At 38.3% G+C, this 21,611-nt stretch carries 17 protein-coding genes; 12 read left to right on the top strand and 5 right to left on the bottom strand.

Features of this window, described 5'->3' with window-relative positions:
• The first annotated feature begins 5 nt into the window (after positions 1–5).
• The 6 genes from H4J76_RS05700 to arsJ all read left to right on the top strand — a co-directional run bounded on the left by H4J76_RS05700 (position 6) and on the right by arsJ (position 6,304).
• On the top strand, positions 6–767 hold the full coding sequence (locus H4J76_RS05700; RefSeq protein ID WP_220465937.1) for a metallophosphoesterase: 762 nt from the start codon (positions 6–8) through the stop codon (positions 765–767).
• 1 nt (position 768) lies between these two features.
• Positions 769–1,368, top strand: coding sequence for a YqiA/YcfP family alpha/beta fold hydrolase (locus H4J76_RS05695; protein WP_182216893.1), 600 nt, complete (start codon positions 769–771; stop codon positions 1,366–1,368).
• 57 nt (positions 1,369–1,425) lie between these two features.
• Complete coding sequence (gene parE, locus H4J76_RS05690; RefSeq protein WP_182175801.1) at positions 1,426–3,312, top strand: DNA topoisomerase IV subunit B; 1,887 nt, start codon at positions 1,426–1,428, stop codon at positions 3,310–3,312.
• Between the two features lie 215 nt (positions 3,313–3,527).
• On the top strand, positions 3,528–3,884 hold the full coding sequence (locus H4J76_RS05685; RefSeq protein ID WP_182216891.1) for a metalloregulator ArsR/SmtB family transcription factor: 357 nt from the start codon (positions 3,528–3,530) through the stop codon (positions 3,882–3,884).
• Positions 3,885–3,906: 22 nt separating this feature from the next.
• On the top strand, positions 3,907–4,932 hold the full coding sequence (locus H4J76_RS05680) for an ArsJ-associated glyceraldehyde-3-phosphate dehydrogenase (RefSeq protein WP_182216890.1): 1,026 nt from the start codon (positions 3,907–3,909) through the stop codon (positions 4,930–4,932).
• A 130-nt stretch (positions 4,933–5,062) separates the two neighbouring features.
• Positions 5,063–6,304, top strand: a complete 1,242-nt coding sequence (arsJ, locus tag H4J76_RS05675; protein ID WP_182216888.1) for an organoarsenical effux MFS transporter ArsJ — start codon at positions 5,063–5,065, stop codon at positions 6,302–6,304.
• 70 nt (positions 6,305–6,374) lie between these two features.
• On the opposite strand, the gene H4J76_RS05670 is transcribed toward arsJ, so the two are convergent.
• Complete coding sequence (locus tag H4J76_RS05670; protein ID WP_182216887.1) at positions 6,375–7,538, bottom strand: flagella assembly protein FlgT; 1,164 nt, start codon at positions 7,536–7,538, stop codon at positions 6,375–6,377.
• Positions 7,539–7,733: 195 nt separating this feature from the next.
• Here H4J76_RS05670 and H4J76_RS05665 point away from each other — a divergent pair, with 195 nt between their 5' ends.
• Positions 7,734–8,390, top strand: coding sequence for a FlgO family outer membrane protein (locus H4J76_RS05665; protein WP_070375998.1), 657 nt, complete (start codon positions 7,734–7,736; stop codon positions 8,388–8,390).
• A gap of 36 nt (positions 8,391–8,426) precedes the next feature.
• A complete protein-coding gene (locus tag H4J76_RS05660; protein ID WP_259368898.1) occupies positions 8,427–8,897 on the top strand; it encodes an LPP20 family lipoprotein in 471 nt (156 codons plus the stop codon).
• A 17-nt stretch (positions 8,898–8,914) separates the two neighbouring features.
• Here the strand turns inward: H4J76_RS05660 and H4J76_RS05655 are convergent, their stop codons facing one another.
• The 4 genes from H4J76_RS05655 to fldB form a co-directional block, all read right to left on the bottom strand.
• The gene (locus H4J76_RS05655) at positions 8,915–11,803 is read right to left on the bottom strand and encodes a TonB-dependent receptor (RefSeq protein ID WP_259364959.1); all 2,889 of its coding nucleotides are present in this window, start codon (positions 11,801–11,803) and stop codon (positions 8,915–8,917) included.
• Positions 11,804–11,910: 107 nt separating this feature from the next.
• Entirely contained in the window at positions 11,911–12,972 is a 1,062-nt protein-coding gene (locus H4J76_RS05650) for a FecR family protein (protein WP_182216884.1), read from the bottom strand.
• Between the two features lie 184 nt (positions 12,973–13,156).
• Positions 13,157–14,398, bottom strand: coding sequence for an ATP-dependent RNA helicase SrmB (srmB, locus tag H4J76_RS05645; protein WP_070376001.1), 1,242 nt, complete (start codon positions 14,396–14,398; stop codon positions 13,157–13,159).
• A gap of 90 nt (positions 14,399–14,488) precedes the next feature.
• Entirely contained in the window at positions 14,489–15,037 is a 549-nt protein-coding gene (gene fldB, locus H4J76_RS05640) for a flavodoxin FldB (RefSeq protein ID WP_182216882.1), read from the bottom strand.
• Positions 15,038–15,333: 296 nt separating this feature from the next.
• On the opposite strand from fldB, the gene dsbC reads away from it, so the two are divergent.
• From dsbC to lysS, 4 genes are all read left to right on the top strand, one after another.
• On the top strand, positions 15,334–16,143 hold the full coding sequence (gene dsbC, locus H4J76_RS05635) for a bifunctional protein-disulfide isomerase/oxidoreductase DsbC (RefSeq protein ID WP_259364958.1): 810 nt from the start codon (positions 15,334–15,336) through the stop codon (positions 16,141–16,143).
• Between the two features lie 100 nt (positions 16,144–16,243).
• Positions 16,244–17,989 carry a single-stranded-DNA-specific exonuclease RecJ gene (gene recJ / locus H4J76_RS05630; protein ID WP_182216881.1) on the top strand — a complete coding sequence of 582 codons (1,746 nt, stop codon included), beginning with the start codon at positions 16,244–16,246 and terminating at the stop codon, positions 17,987–17,989.
• 151 nt (positions 17,990–18,140) lie between these two features.
• Positions 18,141–19,239, top strand: a protein-coding gene (gene prfB / locus H4J76_RS05625; protein WP_182216879.1) for a peptide chain release factor 2 whose coding sequence is annotated in 2 segments (ribosomal slippage) — positions 18,141–18,215 and positions 18,217–19,239 — 1,098 coding nt in all. Because the reading frame shifts where the segments join, the coding sequence is not laid out codon by codon here.
• A gap of 63 nt (positions 19,240–19,302) precedes the next feature.
• Positions 19,303–20,853, top strand: a complete 1,551-nt coding sequence (gene lysS / locus H4J76_RS05620; protein ID WP_070377186.1) for a lysine--tRNA ligase — start codon at positions 19,303–19,305, stop codon at positions 20,851–20,853.
• Positions 20,854–21,611: the final 758 nt, after the last annotated feature.

The following is a 21,611-nucleotide window of genomic DNA, read 5'->3' as shown; positions in this document are numbered from 1 at the left end:
TCCTTTTGTCTTCTATTTTTAAAATTGCGCAAATAAGCGACTGCCATTTGTTTTCTCAAACAGATGGTTTGCATCATGGTGCTAATGTTTACCATAATTTAGTCAGTGTTTTAGACGACATTAAAAATCAGCATTTAGTCGATGCTATTGTATTCACCGGTGATATAACTCAAGACCATAGTGAAAAGTCTTATCAACTTTTTGTGCAAGCTGTTGTTGAAAGTGACATAGCGATACCTTTTTATTATTTGGCGGGGAATCATGATGAACTCGAGTTATTGGATAAATATTTATCTGTTCCTCCTTTCAATCGTGAAAAAGTCTTTAATGATAAATATTGGCAAATTGTTTTACTTAACAGTAAAAGTGAAACACCGAAAGGTCTGGTAACACCAAGCGATTTATCTGCATTTGAGTCAATCGTTGATGATAAAAAACATCAATTAGTGATGATGCATCATCACCCATTAGATGTTGGTTATTTTATTGATCAACACGGTTTAGAAAATCAAGCAGAGTTTTGGCAAACGATTAATAAGTTTTCGAGTATCAAAGCTATTACCTGTGGTCATGTGCATCAAGCATTAACCTTGTATTCAGACCAATCACCAGCCATTCCCTTATTTACTTGTCCCGCTACATCGATTCAATTTGACACCAATAAAAGCGCTGGTGCTTCAAATGGACAAGGGCCAGGCTATCGTGTTTTTTCGCTATTTACTGATGGAAAAATAAAGTCAGACAGCTACTTTTTAACAAAGGAATAAAATGTCTAAACAGGTTAATATTTTATATCTACATGGTTTTAATTCATCACCACAATCGATGAAAGCACAACTGACAAAGCATTACTTTAATGAACATTTTCCCGAAGTCTCATTTTTTAGCCCTCAGTTAGCTTCGTCACCAACGGCTGTTATCGAACAATTAACGACACTAATAGACTCAAAAAGCGATAAAGAAAACATTTGGTATTTTATTGGTTCATCACTAGGTGGCTATTTTTCAACGTATTTATCAGAGAAATATCAAGGCAAAGCCGTATTAATTAATCCGGCAGTAAAGCCCTTTGAATTATTAGTTGATTATTTAGGTGAACAAACTAATCCTTACACACAGGAAGTTTATTACATTGAAAAGCATTTTATTGAGTCATTAAAAAGCCTTGAACAACAATTTATTTCGAAAAATAATTACTTGGTCATGGTACAAACAGGCGATGAAGTGTTAGATTATCAAAAAGCTGTCGATAAATATTGTGACTGCCAAATAATTGTCCAGCAAGGCGGGGATCACAGCTTTATTGATTACTCGAAAGTGTTACCTAAAATTGCGATGTTTTTTAATTTATACCCAACGAGTCAATAAAGTAGACCGATAGGTATTAAAACATTTTTTAATCATAATCATTATTAGAATAGTTAAATGAGCGAACAATATAATTCAGACTCCATTGAAGTCCTCAGTGGTTTAGACCCAGTACGACATCGTCCAGGTATGTACACAGATACTTCTCGCCCTAATCATTTAGGCCAAGAAGTTATTGATAACTCGGTTGATGAGGCTTTGGCTGGGCATGCGCAAAATATCACCGTTGTGCTCGATAAAGACCAATCACTGGAAATTATTGATGATGGTCGAGGCATGCCAACCGATATTCATCCCGAAGAAGGTGTCTCAGGTGTTGAGCTTATTTTCTGTAAACTTCATGCCGGTGGTAAATTTTCTAATAAAAATTATCAATTTTCTGGTGGTTTGCATGGTGTTGGCATTTCTGTGGTTAACGCACTTTCTACCCGAGTTGATGTTTCAGTTCGCCGTGACAGTAAAGTGTATGAAATGGCTTTTGAGCATGGTGAAAAAGTTGAAGAGTTACATGAAACCGGTACGGTTGGCCGAAGAAATACCGGTTCACGCGTAAAGTTTTGGCCTGATCCTAAATATTTTGACTCAGCAAATTTTTCAGTGCGTCGCTTAGTACATTTATTAAAAGCGAAAGCTGTTTTATGTCCAGGCTTGACCATCAAGTTTCATGACAAGAATGAAGATAAAAAATATCAATGGTATTACGAAGATGGTTTAGTCGACTACCTGAAAGATTCTCTTAAAAGCTGTATTTGTTTACCTGAAGACCCTTTTGTTGGGACTTTTTCTTCTTCGCATGAAGCCGCTGATTGGGCCGTAACTTGGCTCTCTGAAGGTGGAGAGGGCATTGGAGAGAGTTATGTCAATTTAATTCCAACCATCCAAGGTGGTACACACGTCAATGGTTTACGCCAAGGCTTATTGGAGTCAATGCGCGAATTTTGTGAATTTAGAAACCTCATTCCTCGCGGTGTAAAATTAACGCCAGATGATATATGGGACAAATGTTCATATATTTTATCGGTGAAAATGCAAGAACCACAATTTGCAGGACAAACTAAAGAACGTTTATCTTCTCGACAATGCGCCGCTTTCGTTACCGGTGTGGTAAAAGATTCTTTTAGTTTATGGTTAAATGAACACACTGAAATCGCAGAAAACCTTGCTGAATTTTGTATTTCAAATGCTCAGCGACGCTTGCGTGCCAGTAAAAAAATTATTCGTAAAAAAATTACTCAAGGACCTGCTTTACCCGGGAAATTAACTGATTGTGGCAGTCAAGATATTGCCCGAACAGAATTGTTTTTAGTGGAAGGAGACTCGGCGGGAGGTAGTGCTAAACAAGCGAGAGACCGTGAGTTTCAAGCAATTATGCCGCTTAGAGGTAAAATTTTAAATACCTGGGAAGTCGATTCCGGACAAATACTGGCTTCACAAGAGGTCCATGATATTTCAGTGGCATTAGGCATAGATCCAGATAGTGATGATTTATCAGAATTACGCTACGGTAAAATTTGTATTCTTGCCGATGCCGATTCCGATGGTCTTCATATCGCAACGTTATTATGTGCTTTATTCATGCAACACTTTTTACCTTTAGTGCAACGTGGCCATGTTTATGTGGCTATGCCACCACTTTATCGTATCGATGTCGGTAAAGAAGTTTTCTATGCCTTAGATGAAGCCGAAAAAGACGGTGTTTTAGATCGAATAGAAGCTGAGAAAAAACGTGGTAAAGTTAATGTACAACGTTTTAAAGGTCTGGGTGAAATGAACCCTCTGCAACTACGCGAAACGACTATGGATCCAAATACACGTCGTTTAGTGCAATTAACGGTAGATGAGCACTCTGAAACGATGGAGTTAATGGATATGCTACTGTCAAAAAAACGTAGCCCAGATAGAAAAACATGGCTGCAAAGTAAAGGTGACATGGTCGAAATTTAACCATATTTAGTTTCTTAACACCAAAGCATGAGTTAACTCATGCTTTTTTTTGCGCTTTTATCTAACAACTGTTTTTATTTAAAAAGGTTATTTGCATACTCTCTCAATATGAAATAACATATGTTTTTCCATATATATGAAAAAACATATGTTAAATGTGTATTGTTATTTTATGTATGTTCCAAATAAGCTTTCGAATTAATGCGGTGCCAGTTATGAATAATGATAGGGTGGTTCAATTTTTTAAAAATTTAGCTGATGATACTCGGCTAAAAATAATTTTACTTATACAAATGGAAAAGGAACTGTGTGTCTGTGAATTAACGGCCGCTTTGTCTTTATCTCAACCTAAAATATCACGTCATATTGCCCAACTTAAATTACATCATATTCTCAGTGAACGAAAAGTAGGACGCTGGGTTTTTTATAGTCTCGTTGATGCAATGCCATTTTGGCAAAAAGAAGTCATCGAGTTATCAAGTCTTAACAATCAAGCATATTTAACCGCATGTGTAACAAACCTTATTGATATGGGCAATCGTCCGAGCAGACAGCAAACATGTTGCGAATAACCTTAATAAATAGGAATAAATCATGACAATTAAAGTAGGAATTAATGGCTTTGGCCGCATCGGACGTTTAGTTTTACGTGCGGCATGGCAATGGCCAGAAATAGAGTTTATTCAAATTAATGATCCCGCAGGTGATGCTAAAACATTAGCACACTTACTGAATTTTGACTCTATTCATGGTCGTTGGAAATTTGATGCACAAGTCGACAATAACCAAATGATCGTCTGTGATGAAGATGGTGAACATCACATTAATATTAGTCATAATTTAACCATAGCTGAAACTGACTGGTCACAATGTGATGTTGTTGTAGAAGCTTCTGGAGTGATGAAAACGACCAAACTATTAAGCGCTTATTTAGCACAAGGTGTTAAACGGGTTATGGTTACAGCACCCGTAAAAGAAGAGGGCGCCTTAAATATTGTCATGGGCGTTAATCATCACCTTTATAACAAAGCACAGCATAAAATTGTCACTGCTGCTTCTTGTACCACTAATTGTTTAGCGCCAGTGGTTAAAGTTCTCCAAGACAGTGTTGGCATAAAACACGGCAGTATGACGACTATCCATGATATTACCAATACGCAAACTATCCTTGATGCGCCTCATAAAGATTTACGTCGAGCGCGAGCTTGTGGCCAAAGTTTAATTCCAACGACTACCGGGTCTGCAACCGCTATTACCCATATTTTTCCTGAGCTAAAGGGAAAATTAAATGGTCATGCCGTGCGAGTTCCGTTAGCGAATGCCTCAATTACTGACTGTGTATTTGAGCTAAATAGAGCCGTAACAGTTGAAGAAATTAATCAATTGATGTCTACGGCGGCACAAGGAGACCTAAAAGATATACTTGGCTATGAAGAGCGTCCTTTGGTCTCTGTTGATTATAAAACGGATCCACGTTCATGTATTGTTGATGCGCTATCAACCATGGTTGTTAATGACACCCAATTGAAAATGTATTTGTGGTATGACAACGAATGGGGTTATGCCAATCGAGCTGCAGAGTTAATGTTGTTAGTTGGACGATCTGATATTAAGGACTAGTCTTTGAGAATATCGACATAGACTGCGTTTTTAAACGAATAATATCTTGGCGTTACGCTAATGTTTAATACTCTTGATTATTTATTAGCATACGCCAACATCAATCGAAAATACCATCATTGGTACCTTTATGTTAAACAGAATAACTGCACTGCCTAGTGCGGTAAAACAGTACCTATTAATTACCGCTAACTATTGGTTTTTCACCTTAACCGATGGTGCTTTGCGTATGCTGGTATTATTACATTTTCATCATCTAGGTTATTCCCCGCTTGCCATTGCGATGTTATTTCTATTTTATGAAGTTTTTGGCGTGATAACCAACCTAGTTGGCGGGTGGTTAGGAGCAAAAATTGGTTTGAATAAAACCATGAATATTGGTCTGTTCAGTCAAGTTTTTGCTTTATTAATGCTAACAGTTCCTGAACAATACTTAACCGTTATCTGGGTTATGTTGGCACAAGCGCTGTCGGGTATAGCCAAAGATCTTAATAAGATGAGCGCTAAAAGCAGTATTAAAACGTTGGTACCAACGAGCAATAACAACCAAGATCACGCTGTTCTTTTCCGTTGGGTTGCTTATCTTACAGGATCAAAAAACGCCTTAAAGGGTATCGGTTTTTTCCTAGGTGCCTGGTTACTAAGTACCGTGGGATTTTCAGTAGCCATGCTAATAATGGCGAGTGTGCTAGCGATTGTTTTTGTGCTTAGTCTGTTATTATTGCAAGGTGATTTAGGTAAGGCAAAGCACAAAGTTAAATTTAAAGAGATATTCTCAAATCACTCATCATTAAATTATTTGGCGGGCGCGCGCTTATTTTTATTTGCTGCTAGGGATATTTGGTTTGTTGTCGGATTACCGATATATTTGGTCAGTAATTTAGGTTGGCAACATACTAATGTTGGGATATTTATGGCGTTATGGATTATCGCTTATGGTATTGTTCAAGGCTCAACACCTAAATTTTTTATTAAAAATAACCAACATAATATCAAGGGTCATTTGTTATTTACTTGGGGGATGATTTTATCCGGTGTTACCTTGTTGTTAGCACTGTTGATGTTTTATGCGACCAAGCTCAACATCAGTACTGAAATCATTATTATTGCAGGCTTATTTATTTTTGGGGCTGTTTTTGCTATTAATTCTGCGCTACATAGCTATGTGATTGTAGCCATGGCGAAAGAAGATGGCGTTTCTATGGATGTTGGCTTTTATTATATGGCTAATGCCCTGGGAAGGTTATTAGGGACTGTTATGTCAGGTGTTATTTATCAATTTACTAACTTAATTACCTGTTTAATCATTTCCGCTTTGTTTGCTGGACTTTCAGCCTTATTGATTAAACGTATTAGTCTGTCAAACGAATAAGGCGCAAAACAGTGACAATGTTAACGTTAACAGCATGCTGGTAACGTTAACATTCTATATAGCGATGAAGTTAGTAACGCACCGCTAAATCATTTAATTGGATGTTACCCAATAATTGCCCGTCAGTAGTCATTGCCTGTGCGCTTTGCTGAGACACTTGGGTTATTTTTACTGTGTAAGGGCTAACGTTAAAACCTGCATAGGTTTTTCCTGAGTCAGTAATGATATTATTTAAGTGTAACAGAGAAAACTCATCACCAACTTTTACGCCATGCCTTTTACCTAAATTAATCGTTAACGAATTACCAGCTATTTGCACTACCTTGCCACGAGTAGGTTGACACATCATATTTTCGTCGATATCAATGATCATATCCCCTAACACTTTTTCAATGGCCATTCCGTATTGGCTTTGCCAGAATACTTCGCTATGAACATCAACTTGCTGACGTTTGCCAAATTCCCATGGGGCAGAACTACGGTACTGCTTAGTGAAGACAGATTCACCATTAGTACCGTTGTAAATATATAGGCTGACACTAAACTGACGGTTAAAAACATCTTCTTGCCAGAACTGCCAACCGTTGGTTGAGGCTTGTGCAAAGCTAATGTCATTAATTTCAGAATACATGACATACTGAGTATCGCTGATATTAGCTAACGACATGGTGAGATTTTTTATTGCTTCAACTTGTAAGCTGTTATTTAATCTTGAGAACTGAGACTTCTCTTTTAATAACAATCGGGTGTCTAGATAAATACCTTGGTTGTTAATTTTATAAGCAAGTTTAGCCATCAATTTATTATCAAGAGCATAAATTTTACCGATACTCGCTTGCTCTCTATGCATTAAGTTACTACGGGTAATTAATAAAGACTTTCGATAATCAGAAGAGAAGCACTGTTTACTTTGTGGGAAGATGTCAGCACGAATGGTTACGGTGACCAAATTGCCCTCATAATTTTCATCAACCAGCTCAAAAGAGTTTACGGTACCGCTGGCGCGAATATTTATTTCATTTTGTGTCAATAATCCGTTAACCGTTTTTTGCACACTCGATACGGAAGCTCCGGCAACGAGTAAGGCTTTTTTTAATGCATTCTCTATGGCTAATGTTTTTGCTCGTTCGGCATTGCCCTGCATTATTACTGACTTTCCCTGAGCTTCATACCACTGGGCATCAGCAGAATGAGTGATAAAAAATAAAAGTAGAGCTGATATAAATAAGCGCATATGAAGTCCGTCAGTAAAAAAGGTTTAATATCTACTGTCGAATATGCAGTTTCTATGCCCACTTATTTTAATACGCAAGTAACTTTATAGATTGGCGCGATTTGTGCTTTATTTATATTAGAAACTATTTGATGTCGTTTATCGATATTACTGCAAAACTGATTATTCGCTTTCAGAGCGATCAAGGGGAGCTCAATGAAAAAGTGGCTTATTCCATTATTTATTCCAACGTTGATGTCGTGTTCATCAATGAATATGATGAGTGATGAAGATAATTTTTATAAATCAAAGCAAGAAGTACGAGGTGAAATTGACAGTTTCAATCTACCTCGACATGCGATAGCAGATGTTGTTAAAGGGCTTACTTATCAGATGCTTGAAAGCAGCTCTTTTGTAAACCCTAAAACACCTATCGCGGTAGCTTCTTTTGTCGAATTAGAAAACCTTGAGTCAACTAATTGGCTGGGTAATCAAATATCAGAGAACTTTGTTCATGAATTACAGCGCCATGGTTTAGTTGTTATTGATTTTAAAACGACGGGACATATTCGTGTCACTGCTCAAGGTGATTATGTTTTTAGTCGCGACTGGAAAGAGCTGCCAGAGCGGCAGATTATTGACTATGTTGTAACCGGTACCATGATGGAACAAGAAAATGGTGTGATGATTAATGCTCGGATGATTGGTATGCAATCACGTGTTGTTGTTGCCACGGCACAATCTTTTATTCCAAGCTGGGTAATTGGTGAACAGATTAATCAAGATGAAAGTGTTCGGATAAAAGATGGATTAATCATTCGAAACAGCGTTATGTTAGCAGAAGACGAACGTTCAATTAAAATTGTTAATTAGTTTTTTATATTGATGTAGGACTAACTTTTGGTATTTATGATGAAAAAAATTATTCTTAATATATTAACCGCTGGTAGTTTAGCTTTGTTACTTGCCAGCTGTTCTAGTGTTTATGACAAACACGTACAATGGCAAAGTGTTAAGCCTGAAACCTTCCCTGTGTTACATGCTATTGGCCAAGCGCCGATAAGTTTGCAAAACTCACAACATGAAACGCAGCGTATGTTGATGGCGATTAATGCCTCAAAGCTTGCCGCTTATGCAGAACTTGCAGAACAAGTTTATGGGCAAAAGATAAATGGTGAAATGACCATGTCACAACTGATAATGGGTAAAAATGAAGTGTCAGCGTCAGTTCAAGGTGTCATCCGCGCAGCTAAAGTGATTAAAAGCTATCCTGTTGGCGACAGTTACACCACAGAGTTAAGTTTAGACTTTGAAGATGTTTATAATATTTATTTAGCTTCTTCACCCAAACGTGAAATTAAAGCGGTTACCTATTATTAAGTGTTAACAGCACACCCTTAAAAATCATACTGCAGACTTGCATAAAAATATGCGCCGTTAAAACCGAAAGGAGCTGATCGGCGTGAATATTTGAATACACCTGTGCTATCAACAATGATATTACCTTGTTGATCTTCAATCGTGCCTCCTCGAGAGTTTCCTATACGATTTTTGTCAGGCATAACATCAAATAAATTATGACTACCCACAGTGACCGCAAGATTTTTTGACATTTGATGGCTAACGCTAATATCAGTTAATAGCTCTGCGCCATAAGTTTGTTTACCACCATCGGTTATCGTATATTTACCATAGTGATTGAACAATATATTGATGGTCCAGTGCTGGTTTTTATAAAGGGTGTTTACACTTATTTTATTGCGTGGTTGCCACTCTTCAATGATAGAAATATCTTGCTGTGAAAAAATTTCTTCAACGCTAATGGTATGCAGTGTGCTGTGATCAGGTGTAAATAACTTGGTTACCTCAGTATTGGTAAAGTTTGCCGCCAAGGTGAAGTTAATATCTCCAGCAAAAGCTTGAGTCTGCCAAGTAGCAACAATATCTGTGCCTTGAGTTGCGGTATCAGCGCCATTTAAGAAAAACTGTCCTTTGGTAACAGACTCCTCAGTAAAAGCTTGGTCGAGTAGAGGTGATATTCCCATACCCAATTTACTACTAATGACAATACGATTATCAATATCAATCTGATAAAAATCAAAGCTAATATCTACATTTTCAGTAGGGCTGTAGATAAAGCCAACACTGAGGTTGTCAGATTCTTCTTCTTTTAAAGAAGGCACCCCGAGTCGAGTGGTCAAAGTACTATCATTTCTGAATGTTTCCACTTCCTCACTCAACAATGAGCCACTTTCGTCAACAATAAACTGTGTACTGATATTATTGAAATACATTTGCTGCATAGAAGGTGCACGAAAACCTGTGCTATAGGCTCCGCGCAAAATAAGTTGCTGGTGTGCTTGCCAATGCACCGCAAGTTTTGTATTGGTGCTGTTACCAAATATATCATAATCATCATAACGAATGGCCGCACTGAGCTCGATAAAGTCATTGATTTGGGTCACAGACTCCGCAAAAAGTGAAACAACATCACGGTTCTCGTTAACCGCAAGTTCAGGTGCAACCCCCGGAAAACCTTGAATACCACCAGCGGCATCTTGGTCAAACAATGCTTGATTATTGTCGGTATCATAATCCTGAAAGCTGTAGGGGTTACCTGGTATTATTTGGTATATTTCTTGGCGAAACTCTGCGCCTAACGCGAGTGAGTAATTTTCATAGTCTTGGCTAAAAAGTAAATTTACTGTCTCAAGTGACAAGGATAGCCCGTAAGCAAAAGCAGACTTTGGTAATTGAGCACGTAATTCATCTACTGTTAAGTCACTGGTTTGTAATAGATAGTTAGCGTAAGAAGCATTAAGTGAATCTTTAGTCGTATAGTCTATTTGGTTCTTGCCATAGGTATATGAAATATCAATGGCGCTGTCATTATCGAAAGCCACTTTATAGCCAAAATTGTATGACATATCTTTTATATCTGAATCTATTTTGGGTAAATAACCCTGAGGAATAGTTGCTTGACCATCACTTAATAATGGGTTTTCATTGTTATTCGCGCTGTGACGAAAAAATGCGGCAGATTGGTTTTCTCGATGTGAATAGGTTAAAAAGCCATAAAGTTGCCCGTTATTCAGTTCAAATGTACTGTTTGCGGCAAAAGAAAGTTGTTGATACGAAGGGTCGCCAATACGAAATGTTGCTCGGTTAGCGGATAACTCTCGAGGATCATCGGTTTGCCAATGACCATTGTCCAATTGAGTGCACTGGCCAAATTGGCAGGCACCATGTAAACCTGAGCGGTTGGTACTTTGATGGTCGACTAAACTTAATGTGGCATTGATAAAGCCATCATCACCCAGCGGTAAACCTTGCGTATAAGATAGCTGAAAATCTTGACCATCACCTTGCTGATAAGCACCAGCTGATGTTATTAAGGTCGCTTGCTCATTACTATCGTTTAGCACAATATTAATAACACCCGCTATGGCATCCGAGCCATATTGTGCGGCTGCACCATCACGTAAAATTTCAATACGTTTAATGGCTCTTACTGGAATGGCGTTCATATCTGTACCAGCTGTACCTCGGCCAACAGAGCTATTAATATGAATTAAACTCGCTTGATGACGACGCTTACCATTTAATAAAATCAGTGTCTGATCCGGTCCTAAACCACGCAATGTTGCTGGCTGTAATACGTCACTGCCATCACTTATTGCTGAACGAGAAAAATTAAAAGAAGGTACTAGTGCTTGCAATATTTGACCAAGGTTAGTCTGGCCACTATTACGCAGAGTGTCCGCAGATATAATATCAACAGGAACAGGTAACTCTTTTACGGTTCTGCCATTAATATGACTACCAACAATAACTATTTTTTCAATGGCTTTGACTTTTTCTGTGGTCTTAATTTCTTGTTTAGATTTGCTCTGCGCTGTAACGTTATTTTTCTGCTTTATCGACCATTGGCCTTTATTATTTATTTCTGCATGAAGCCCCGTGTTTTTAAGGAGCTTCCTCAAAGCCAAAGAAACTGAGTAATAACCCTCTATGGCATTACTGTTAAAACTTCGGGTTAAATCATAAGAAAATATAATGGTCTGATCGGCCTGCTGGGCAAGTTTAATTAATGCTTGATCAACGGATTGAGCGGCGACAGTAAAGTGCGTTATATTGGGTGCAATAGCTTGTACTTTAGCTTGAGTGGTTAAACTAAAAGATAATGGAAAAATAATAAAGAATGAACAAAAAAAATGTGTCAATAGTTTTGTTAAAACGGCACGGTGTTGCTGTTTTTTTCTTTCTTTAAATAAATAGTTTAGCAAGGTGTCAACTAGTGCTTTGATTGTGATCGTTGAATACAGAAAGCTCACCTTCTATTTATAATTTTTATTCATTGTACTTATCTATAGCCTATTTGAGGCGTTGACCATTAAATTATGGCGTCAGTTGCTTTGGTGATAACTACAGTGTTGTGACTTGTCTTGGTATATTTTAGGTCGAAATTATAGCTAATTGAATCTAATAAAGTACCAACATCGTCTGACTTAAAATAACCGGACACTTTCATTTGGGCAAGCGCTTTATCTTTAATGGTAAATTTAACATCGGTATAGCGACTAATTTCATCAAGTGCAGTGGCCAGTGATTCACCATCAAAAATAAGTATGCCTTTTTTCCAGGAAAGTTCCTGAGATAAAGTGAGTGATGAAATTTTATTTGTCGGTGATTGAATTTTGTTGATTATAGTCGATTTTTCACCTGCAACTATAATGCTATTTTTTTGCGGAAATTGAACCGTACTGGCTATTTTTTTCGTTAATGCCGGTAATGCTTCATTCGAATCAGCGATTAATACTCGCCCTTCGGTAACAATTAACTCTAACTGATTATTATCGCTTTTTTGTACATTAAAAATGGTGCCTAAAGCGGTAAATGATTGTTGCCCAGACGTGACACTAAAGGGGCGTAATTTATCTTTTGCGACTTCAAAAGAGGCTTCGCCTTTGATCAAATTTAATTGACGATGTTCTTCACTGAAGCTAATAGTGAGTAAACTATCAGTGTTTAACTCGACATTTGAACCATCGGGTAAGGTCACTTTTTTATGCTCGCCTATTTTTGTTGAAAATTGATCATAAATAACTTCAGATGACGTTGATTGAAAAAACGAAAATATTGGTTTATTTAAAAAAAACTCACTGGTAATGATACCAAAGAAAATAACACTGGCAGCCATTGATAATTGCATGAATAATTTTTTAGAGTGAGGAGAATGTTTTTTTTCTAAAGGAAATAAACCATTAAACTCGGCAAGTAACTTAGAAATTTTGGTCGAAGGTGAGTACTTATGAAGGGCTAAGTGATGATTGTTTTCTTGATTAACCCAAGCAACAAAAGCTTGTCGCTCTTGTTGCGATAATCCTTGTTCAATGCGAGATAGCCAATACTTGGCCTGCACTTCTATTTCATTATTATATTGTATTTTAGCCATAATAAATATTTTGTCTTCATTCAATTCACGCAAACATCGATATATTTATTCGACCATGCCGTGCATCCTAGCGTAATAGCAAACGGTTTTTTATTATCAAGTAAAACTTACTTTACCTAACAAATCAATATGATAATCAGGGCTTTCAAAACTAGAAAACCCTCCTATATTTTCTACTCTACCTTTATTTCTTTTTGTTTGCACGTTTTGCTTGTTTTTTCGCCTTAGCTTTTTTCTGTGATTTACTAATTTTGATCTTAGGTTTTTTCAAGGCAACTTTAGACTCTTTATATTGTGGTTTTAAGCCTTCAATATTTCGACGTGATAAACGCTCGTCCATGTAACGTTCAATCTTGGCAATGACAGGCATATCGTGTGCTTCAACTAAAGAGATAGCCGTACCTTTATTACCCGCTCTGCCTGTACGACCAATACGATGTAAATAAATATCTGCTTTGCGTGGCATATCAAAGTTAATAACATGAGTAATGTCATCAATATCTAAACCACGAGCAGCAACATCAGTAGCAACCAATACTTTTACCATACCTGAGCGTAAACGGTTAATGGCATGATTACGTTTGTCTTGTGGCATTTTACCTTCAAGCCAAGCACAGGGGATTTCTTCAGCGTAGAGTTTTCCTGACAAATGCTGGACCGTTTCACGTTTGTTGGCAAAAACAACCGTGCGTTCAAAGCCTTCTTGTTTTAACAAGTTGATTAATAATTTAAATTTATGTTCTTTGTCATCTGCTAAATGAAGCCATTGGTGAATTTTGGCTTTTTCTTTTCGTGATGGGTGAGACTCTAAAAATACTGGCTCGTTAAGTACTTCTTTTGAAAAACGTAAAACACCCGCACCTTCGAGGGTTGCTGAGAAAAGCATGGTTTGCTTACGCCAGCGAGCTTCACCAACAATACGGTTAATCGCATCAGAGAAACCCATATCAAGCATACGGTCAGCTTCATCAAGTACAAGAATTTCAATGTCGCGGGCTTCAAATTGTTCTGATTCAAGATATTCAAGTAGACGGCCTGGCGTAGCAACTAGAATATCGGTGTTCTTAGTTAAGACATCTTTATGGCTGTCATAACTAACACCACCAGTGATCAACCCAGTTTTAATATCAGTTAATTCAGTTAATTGTGTACATTGCTCACTGGTTTGAATAGCAAGCTCGCGCGTTGGTGACAAAATAAGTACCCGAGGAAAACCTGGGCTTTTACGCGGGTAATCTAGCAGATGTTGAGCGATAGGTAATATAAAAGCAGCTGTTTTACCTGTGCCCGTTGGCGCTGAAGCTAAAACATCTTTACCTGTCATGGCGACAGGTAAAACCAACTCTTGAATAGATGTTGGTTTTTTATAGCCAGCATTTGTAATGCCGCCTAGTAGTGCTGAATCTAGGTCAAATTGCTCAAACATAAAGTATAATTTCGGTCAGGATAATATTGCCGTGAATTATAAAGCGAAACAGGCTATTTAGCTAAAGCTAAAGCTATTTATTTTTAGTTTTTATTCACTTTCAATAATCTCAGCTATTTCTCTTTGAATTTGTTGACACCACAATGCAATACGTTCATCACTTTGTTCGTATTGATTGTCTTCATCTAATGCCAAACCGACAAATTGACTATTATCTTCGGTGAGCGCTTTAGAGGCTTCAAACTCATAACCTTGGTTGGGCCAAAAACCAATAACAAAACCATCTTGGGCGATGACTTGTTCATGCAACATGCCCAGCGCATCTTGAAACCACTCGGTATAACCAATTTGGTCACCCATGCCATAAAGGGCGATAATTTTTCCTGATAAATCTAAAGTCGCGATATCATCCCAGTGGCCCTCCCAATCTTCTTGAATTTGACCATAATCCCAAGTAGAAATACCCATGATAACCAGATCGAAATCGTCAATCTTACTTAGTGGTGTCTCTTTGATATTAAACAATTCAACGTCGAACTCTGTCTTGAACTTTGCTTTGTCAGCAAAATATTGTTGAATTTTCTCCGCCGCCATTTCAGTATAACAAGTGGTAGAACCGTAAAATAAACCAATTTTCATGAGGTAGCCTTTAGCATCTTTTTTGAGCTTAGAAGTAAGATATTGACCGATTAACATTAGGGTCACTATTTTTGCGAGAGTTTAACAGATAGTTTATATCAAGGCAGTAAAATATATATATCGTTATAAAGTGGCTGTTTACACTTATTAATAGAGTGATATGACTAGGTTTATTGCATTTTATTTCAATTCCCTGTAATTTTACCGACTAAGAAACGGTCATGTTATATAGCTCAATTAATCTTGTGTAATCACTGAGATTACCGATTGTTAGTTCTACTTTTAGGAAGTCATTAATGTTTAAGAAAATTTCCCTTGCCCTTACGGCGGTTTGTATCGGTGTTGCTGGTTTAGTGTTTGCTGTAGAGCAGCCGACTGTGGTTGCAAGTAGCGCCTCAACCACCACATCTACCATGAATAATCCTACCCAATTCGATGCGGTTCAATTAAAAGCAAAGCTTAGTTTAATGTTAGGCCTAGAAATTGATGCCGTTAAACCATCAGCTATGCCTGGTTTAGTTGAACTTATCACTAACCAAGGTTTATTCTATGCGAGTGCCGATGGTCAATTTTTCATTCAAGGTAAACTTTATGGTTTAGGCGGCAAGGTTGTCAATTATTCAGAAGCAAGTTTAGCGCAAGTTCGACTTGATGGTCTGGACAAGTTTGCTGATGCGATGATTGTCTATCCAGCAAAAAATGAAAAGCATGTTGTGACCGTATTCACCGATATCACTTGTGGCTACTGCCGTAAGATGCATGAACAAATGGATGAATATAATGAAAAAGGTATTACGGTACGTTATTTAGCTTACCCTCGTTCAGGTGTGAAAGACCGTTCGGGTCAATATTCTCAAGGCTTTAAAGATTTACGCTCTATTTGGTGTCATGAAAATCCAGCAGATGCGTTAACAAAAGCTAAAATGGGTTCAAATGTTGCACAACGTATATGTGATAAACCCATTGAAGATGAGTTTGATTTTGGCCGTCAAGTTGGGGTTAGTGGCACACCGGCTGTTATTTTAGAAAACGGTATGATGTTACCTGGCTATCAAGAACCGGATGCGCTTGTTGCTATAATTGAACAGATGAAAGCGGCAGGATAAATTATAATCGTTTGTTAATGATTTAACCTAAGTGGCAGGCCAAATAGCCTGCCATTTTGCTCTCTTAACCTCTTTGAATTAATCATCAGAAACTCTCCTTATGCAAAAGCAAATAGTACGCCGTGTCAAAGTTGAAGATAACCATCTTCCCAATCATCTTCATCCACTTATTAAGCAGATATATGCCAGCCGCGGTATTGATAAGGCAATTGAACTCGAACTTAATGTCAGCCAACTCTGTGCCATTGAAAGTTTAAAAGGGATTAATCAAGGCTGTGAGGTTTTATATGAAGGCTTAGTCGCGAATAAAAACATTGCCATTATTGGGGATTTTGATGCAGATGGTGCGACTAGCACTGCATTAATGATGGAAGCTTTACGTTTGTTTGGCTGTGATAATTATCAATTCCTAGTACCTAATCGATTTATATATGGTTATGGTTTAACACCTGAAATTGTCGAAATAGCTGCTAAGCAAGGCGCTGAGCTATTAATAACCGTTGATAATGGTATTAGTTGTGTTGCCGGCGTCGCTAAAGCCAAGTCTTTAGGATTAGGTGTTATTGTTACCGACCATCACTTACCGGGCATGACACTACCTGATGCCGACGCTATTATTAATCCAAACCAAGTTGGCTGTGACTTCGCCAGTAAAGCGCTGGCGGGTGTTGGTGTTGCTTTTTATTTTATGATGGCAATGCGTAAATATTTACGTGAGAAGAACTGGTTCGTTGACAAAAAAATAGCAGAGCCTAATATTGCTCAACTCCTTGACTTAGTTGCCTTGGGGACCGTAGCCGATGTTGTTTCTCTTGACAACAATAATCGAATTTTGGTTGAACAAGGCTTGAAAAGAATTCGTGCGGGAGTTACGCGCCCAGGCATTCAAGCATTGCTCGAAATAGCCGGTAAAGATCAGAAAAAGATAGTTGCTAGTGATTTTGGTTTTGCTTTGGGTCCAAGAATAAATGCCGCAGGGCGTTTAGACGATATGTCTTACGGTATTAATTGTTTGCTTGCCAAAGACCTTGCTTCTGCTCGAGTAATGGCTGCTGATCTTGATGATTTAAATAAGTCGCGCCGAGAAATCGAGCAGGGCATGCAGCAAGAAGCAGAACAAGTGCTGAAAAGCTTAAATTTTTCTGATGATAACTTACCGCACGCGATTTCTTTGTTTCAAAAAGATTGGCATCAGGGGGTTATCGGTATTGTTGCTGGTCGTTTAAAAGAAAAGTATCACCGACCCAGTATTGTTTTTGCTGGCACGAGTGATGACCTTTCTCTTGAGAAAACAGGAAAAACCAGTGAAATTAAAGGTTCCGCACGCTCTATTCCTGGTTTACATATTAGAGATTTACTGGAACATATTGACACGCAGCACCCAAATATCATTATTAAATTTGGTGGTCACGCCATGGCAGCTGGCTTATCAATAGCAGAAGAAAACTTTGAAGAATTTCAGCGCTTATTAAATCAATATGCCGAGCTTTGGTTAAGCAGTGACGATCTCAAAGGTACGCTCGCCTCCGATGGCGAACTACCCACCAATGAAATGACCTTATCTTTTGCTCAGCTATTACGTGATTCTGGCCCTTGGGGACAAAACTTTATCGAACCTTTATTTGACGATAAATTTAAGTTGGTTCAGCAACGCATTGTCGGCCAGAAACATCTGAAACTGGTTGTTGAAAAAGCGGGGCAAGTTTTTGATGCTATCGCTTTTAATGTTGACTTAAGCCGTTGGCCTGACCATCAAACTCAACAAGTCCACCTTGCTTACCGTCTCGATATTAATGAATTTCGTGGCAAGCAAAGTGTGCAATTTATTGTGGAATACCTTGAATAAAAGCCTGGCGATTCATTGCTTTATTTTCAGCCAGTTTAGTCAGTTAAATCGTTTATTTAGCGATGAAATTACGCTATAATGCGCGACTATTTTATTTTATTCTTTCGGGCGTGCATCTTGACGCCAAATTTGCGATGTAAAATTATAAACTATGATTGAAGCTAACCCGGTATTAAACAAGATTAAAGACATCCGCGAGCGTACAGATATGCTTCGGGGGTATCTTTGACTACGACCAAAGATCAGAACGTTTGGTTGAAGTGGTGCGTGAATTAGAGTCACCTGAAGTTTGGAATGATCCTGAACGAGCACAAGCACTCGGTAAAGAGCGCTCTTCTCTTGAAGCCATCGTTGAAACCATTGATGAAATGGATCGAGGCTGTGAAGACGTTGAAGGTTTAGTTGAACTTGCTCTAGAAGAAGACGACGAAGAAACCTTTAACGATGCGAGCGATGAAATTCAAGCGCTAGAAAAAAGTTTAGAAAAATTAGAATTTCGCCGGATGTTTTCTGGTGAACATGACGAAAATAGCTGTTATTTAGATATTCAATCGGGCTCTGGTGGCACTGAAGCACAAGACTGGGCTGAAATGTTAATGCGTATGTATTTGCGTTGGGGTGAAGCACACGGTTATAAAACAGAAGCGATTGAAGTGACTGACGGTGATGTTGCCGGTATTAAAGGGTGTACGATTAAGTATACCGGTGAATACGCTTATGGCTGGTTACGTACAGAAACAGGTGTTCATCGCTTAGTAAGAAAATCACCATTTGATTCCAGTGGTCGTCGTCATACCTCATTTGCTTCGGCATTTATTTATCCTGAGATTGACGATAATATTGAAATCGATATTAATCCTGCTGATTTACGTATTGATACCTTTCGTGCCTCGGGCGCTGGTGGTCAACATGTTAATAAAACTGATTCAGCTATTCGTATTACCCATGTTCCAACGGGCGCTGTTGTCGCTTGTCAAGCTGACCGCTCTCAACATAAGAACCGTGCAACGGCGATGAAGTTGTTAAAAGCTAAGCTCTTTGAAATGGAAATGCAAAAGAAAAATGAAGGCAAGCAAGAATTAGAAGATGGTAAATCTGACATTGGCTGGGGTAGTCAAATACGCTCATACGTTTTAGACGACAGCCGAATTAAAGATTTACGCACAGGCGTTGAAAATCGAAATACCCAAGCAGTTTTAGATGGCGATTTAGACAAATTTTTAGAAGCCAGCCTAAAATCTGGTTTATAAAGTAGAAGAGCCTTGCGTGGCAAGGTTCGACAATCAAAACTTAAAAAGTTAACGAGAAAAAAAATGACCGACCAAGCACAAGTAAATCAGCAAGATGAAAACAAATTAATCGCCGAACGTCGCGGTAAATTAGCGAAAATTCGTGAAAACTGTCCGGCTAATGGCCACCCAAACAAGTTTGACCGAAAACACTACGCTGCTGATTTACAAGCTGAGCATGGTGAGAAAGATAAAGAAACACTTGAAGCTGAAACAGCAACCTATAGTATTGCTGGTCGAGTTATGGCTAAGCGTGGGCCATTTTTGGTACTACAAGATATGTCTGGTCGCATCCAAGCTTATGCACATAAAACAGTGCAAAAAGATATTAAAGAGCGTTGGGGCACTTTAGATATCGGCGATATTATCGGTGTTACCGGCACTATGCATATGTCTGGTAAAGGCGATTTATATGTCAATATGGACGAATATCAATTACTCACTAAGTCATTGCGCCCGTTACCTGAAAAATTCCACGGTTTATCTGATGTTGAAACTAAGTATCGTCAACGCTATGTTGATTTAATCATCAATGAAGAAACGCGTAATACTTTCCTTATTCGTTCAAAAATTGTTGAAGGTATTCGTCAGTTTTTAACTGTTCGTGGTTTCATGGAAGTTGAAACGCCAATGTTACAAACTATTCCTGGTGGCGCAACGGCTAAACCTTTTGAAACTTTTCATAATGCCTTAGACATTCAAATGTATATGCGTATTGCCCCTGAGCTTTATTTAAAGCGCTTAGTCGTTGGTGGTTTTGAAAAAGTATTCGAAATTAACCGTAACTTCCGTAACGAAGGCTTATCTTCACGTCATAACCCAGAATTCACTATGATTGAATTCTATCAAGCTTATGCAGATTACATTGATTTAATGAATATCACTGAGGATATGTTACGTACTCTTGCTGAAAACGTACTAGGTAGCTCTGTTATTCGTAACACAGTTAAAAATAGTGATGGCGAAGTCGTTGAAGAGAAATTTTATGACTTTGGAAAATCGTTTACGCGCTTATCTATGGTTGATGCTATTTTATTATACGGTAACGACCTAGACGAAAACATTTTACGTAACCCAGAAGCAAACTTCGACGCACTTAAAGCTATGGCCAAAACTGTTGGTGTTAAAGAAACAGAAGCATCAAAAGTATGGGGCCCAGGTAAATACATTTGTGAAATATTTGAAGAAGTTGCTGAGCATATGCTTGATCAACCTACTTTCATTACAGAGTACCCTTGGGAAGTTTCACCATTAGCACGTCGTAATGATGACAACCCATTTATTACTGACCGTTTTGAATTTTTCGTTGGTGGCCGTGAATTAGCGAATGGCTTCTCTGAGCTTAATGACGCAGAAGACCAAGCAGCACGTTTCCGCAACCAAGTTGAAGGCAAAGATGCTGGTGACGATGAAGCGATGCATTATGATGAAGACTATATTCAAGCGCTTGAATATGGTTTACCGCCAACTGCGGGTGAAGGTATTGGTATTGACCGTTTAGTGATGCTGTTTACTGACTCACCAACGATCAAAGATGTTATTTTGTTCCCTCATATGCGTCCTTTAGCTGAGTAACCTTTATAAAGAACGCTTTTAGAAGCGTTCATTTTATTTTATAAAAGCCGGATAAGTTAATTACTTATCCGGCTTTTCTGTGTAGAAAGAACGAAGGTGTTATCAAAATGACTGAGCCTTATCCCTTTATCGTCATGCTGAATTTATTTCAGTATCTGATTTTTGTGTTGTCAACGACGAGATCCTGAAACAAGTTCAGGATGACGGAGGTGGTATCAGGATGATGAAGTTAGTATCAAAATAATAGCCTGGGTTCAGACTAACAGTGTCTAGTTATCCCTTTACCGTCATGCTGAATTTATTTCAGTATCTGCTTTTTGTGTTGTTAACGACGAGATCCTGAAACAAGTTCAGGATGACGGAGGTGGTATCAGGATGACGGAGGTGGTATCAGGATGATGAAGTTAGTATCAAAATAATAGCCTGGGTTCAGACTAACAGTGTCTAGTTATCCCTTTACCGTCATGCTGAATTTATTTCAGTATCTGCTTTATGTGTTGTTAACGACGAGATCCTGAAACAAGTTCAGGATGACGGAGGTGGTATCAGGATGACGACGGACGTGTTATCAGGATCAAGGAGGTGTTATCAGAATGACTGAGGCTTATCCCTTTACCGTCATACTGAATTTATTTCAGTATATGCTTTTGTGTTGTTAACGACGAGATCCTGAAACAAGTTCAGGATGACGGGTGTGGTATCAGGATGACGACGGATGTGGTATCAGGATGACGGATGTGGTATCAGGATGACGGATG

Origin of the sequence: Colwellia sp. BRX9-1 (assembly GCF_014077195.1) — a bacterium.
GTDB lineage: Bacteria > Pseudomonadota > Gammaproteobacteria > Enterobacterales > Alteromonadaceae > Colwellia_A.
Note: the sequence above shows the minus strand (reverse complement) of the source record. Positions and strands in the feature narration are given on the sequence as shown.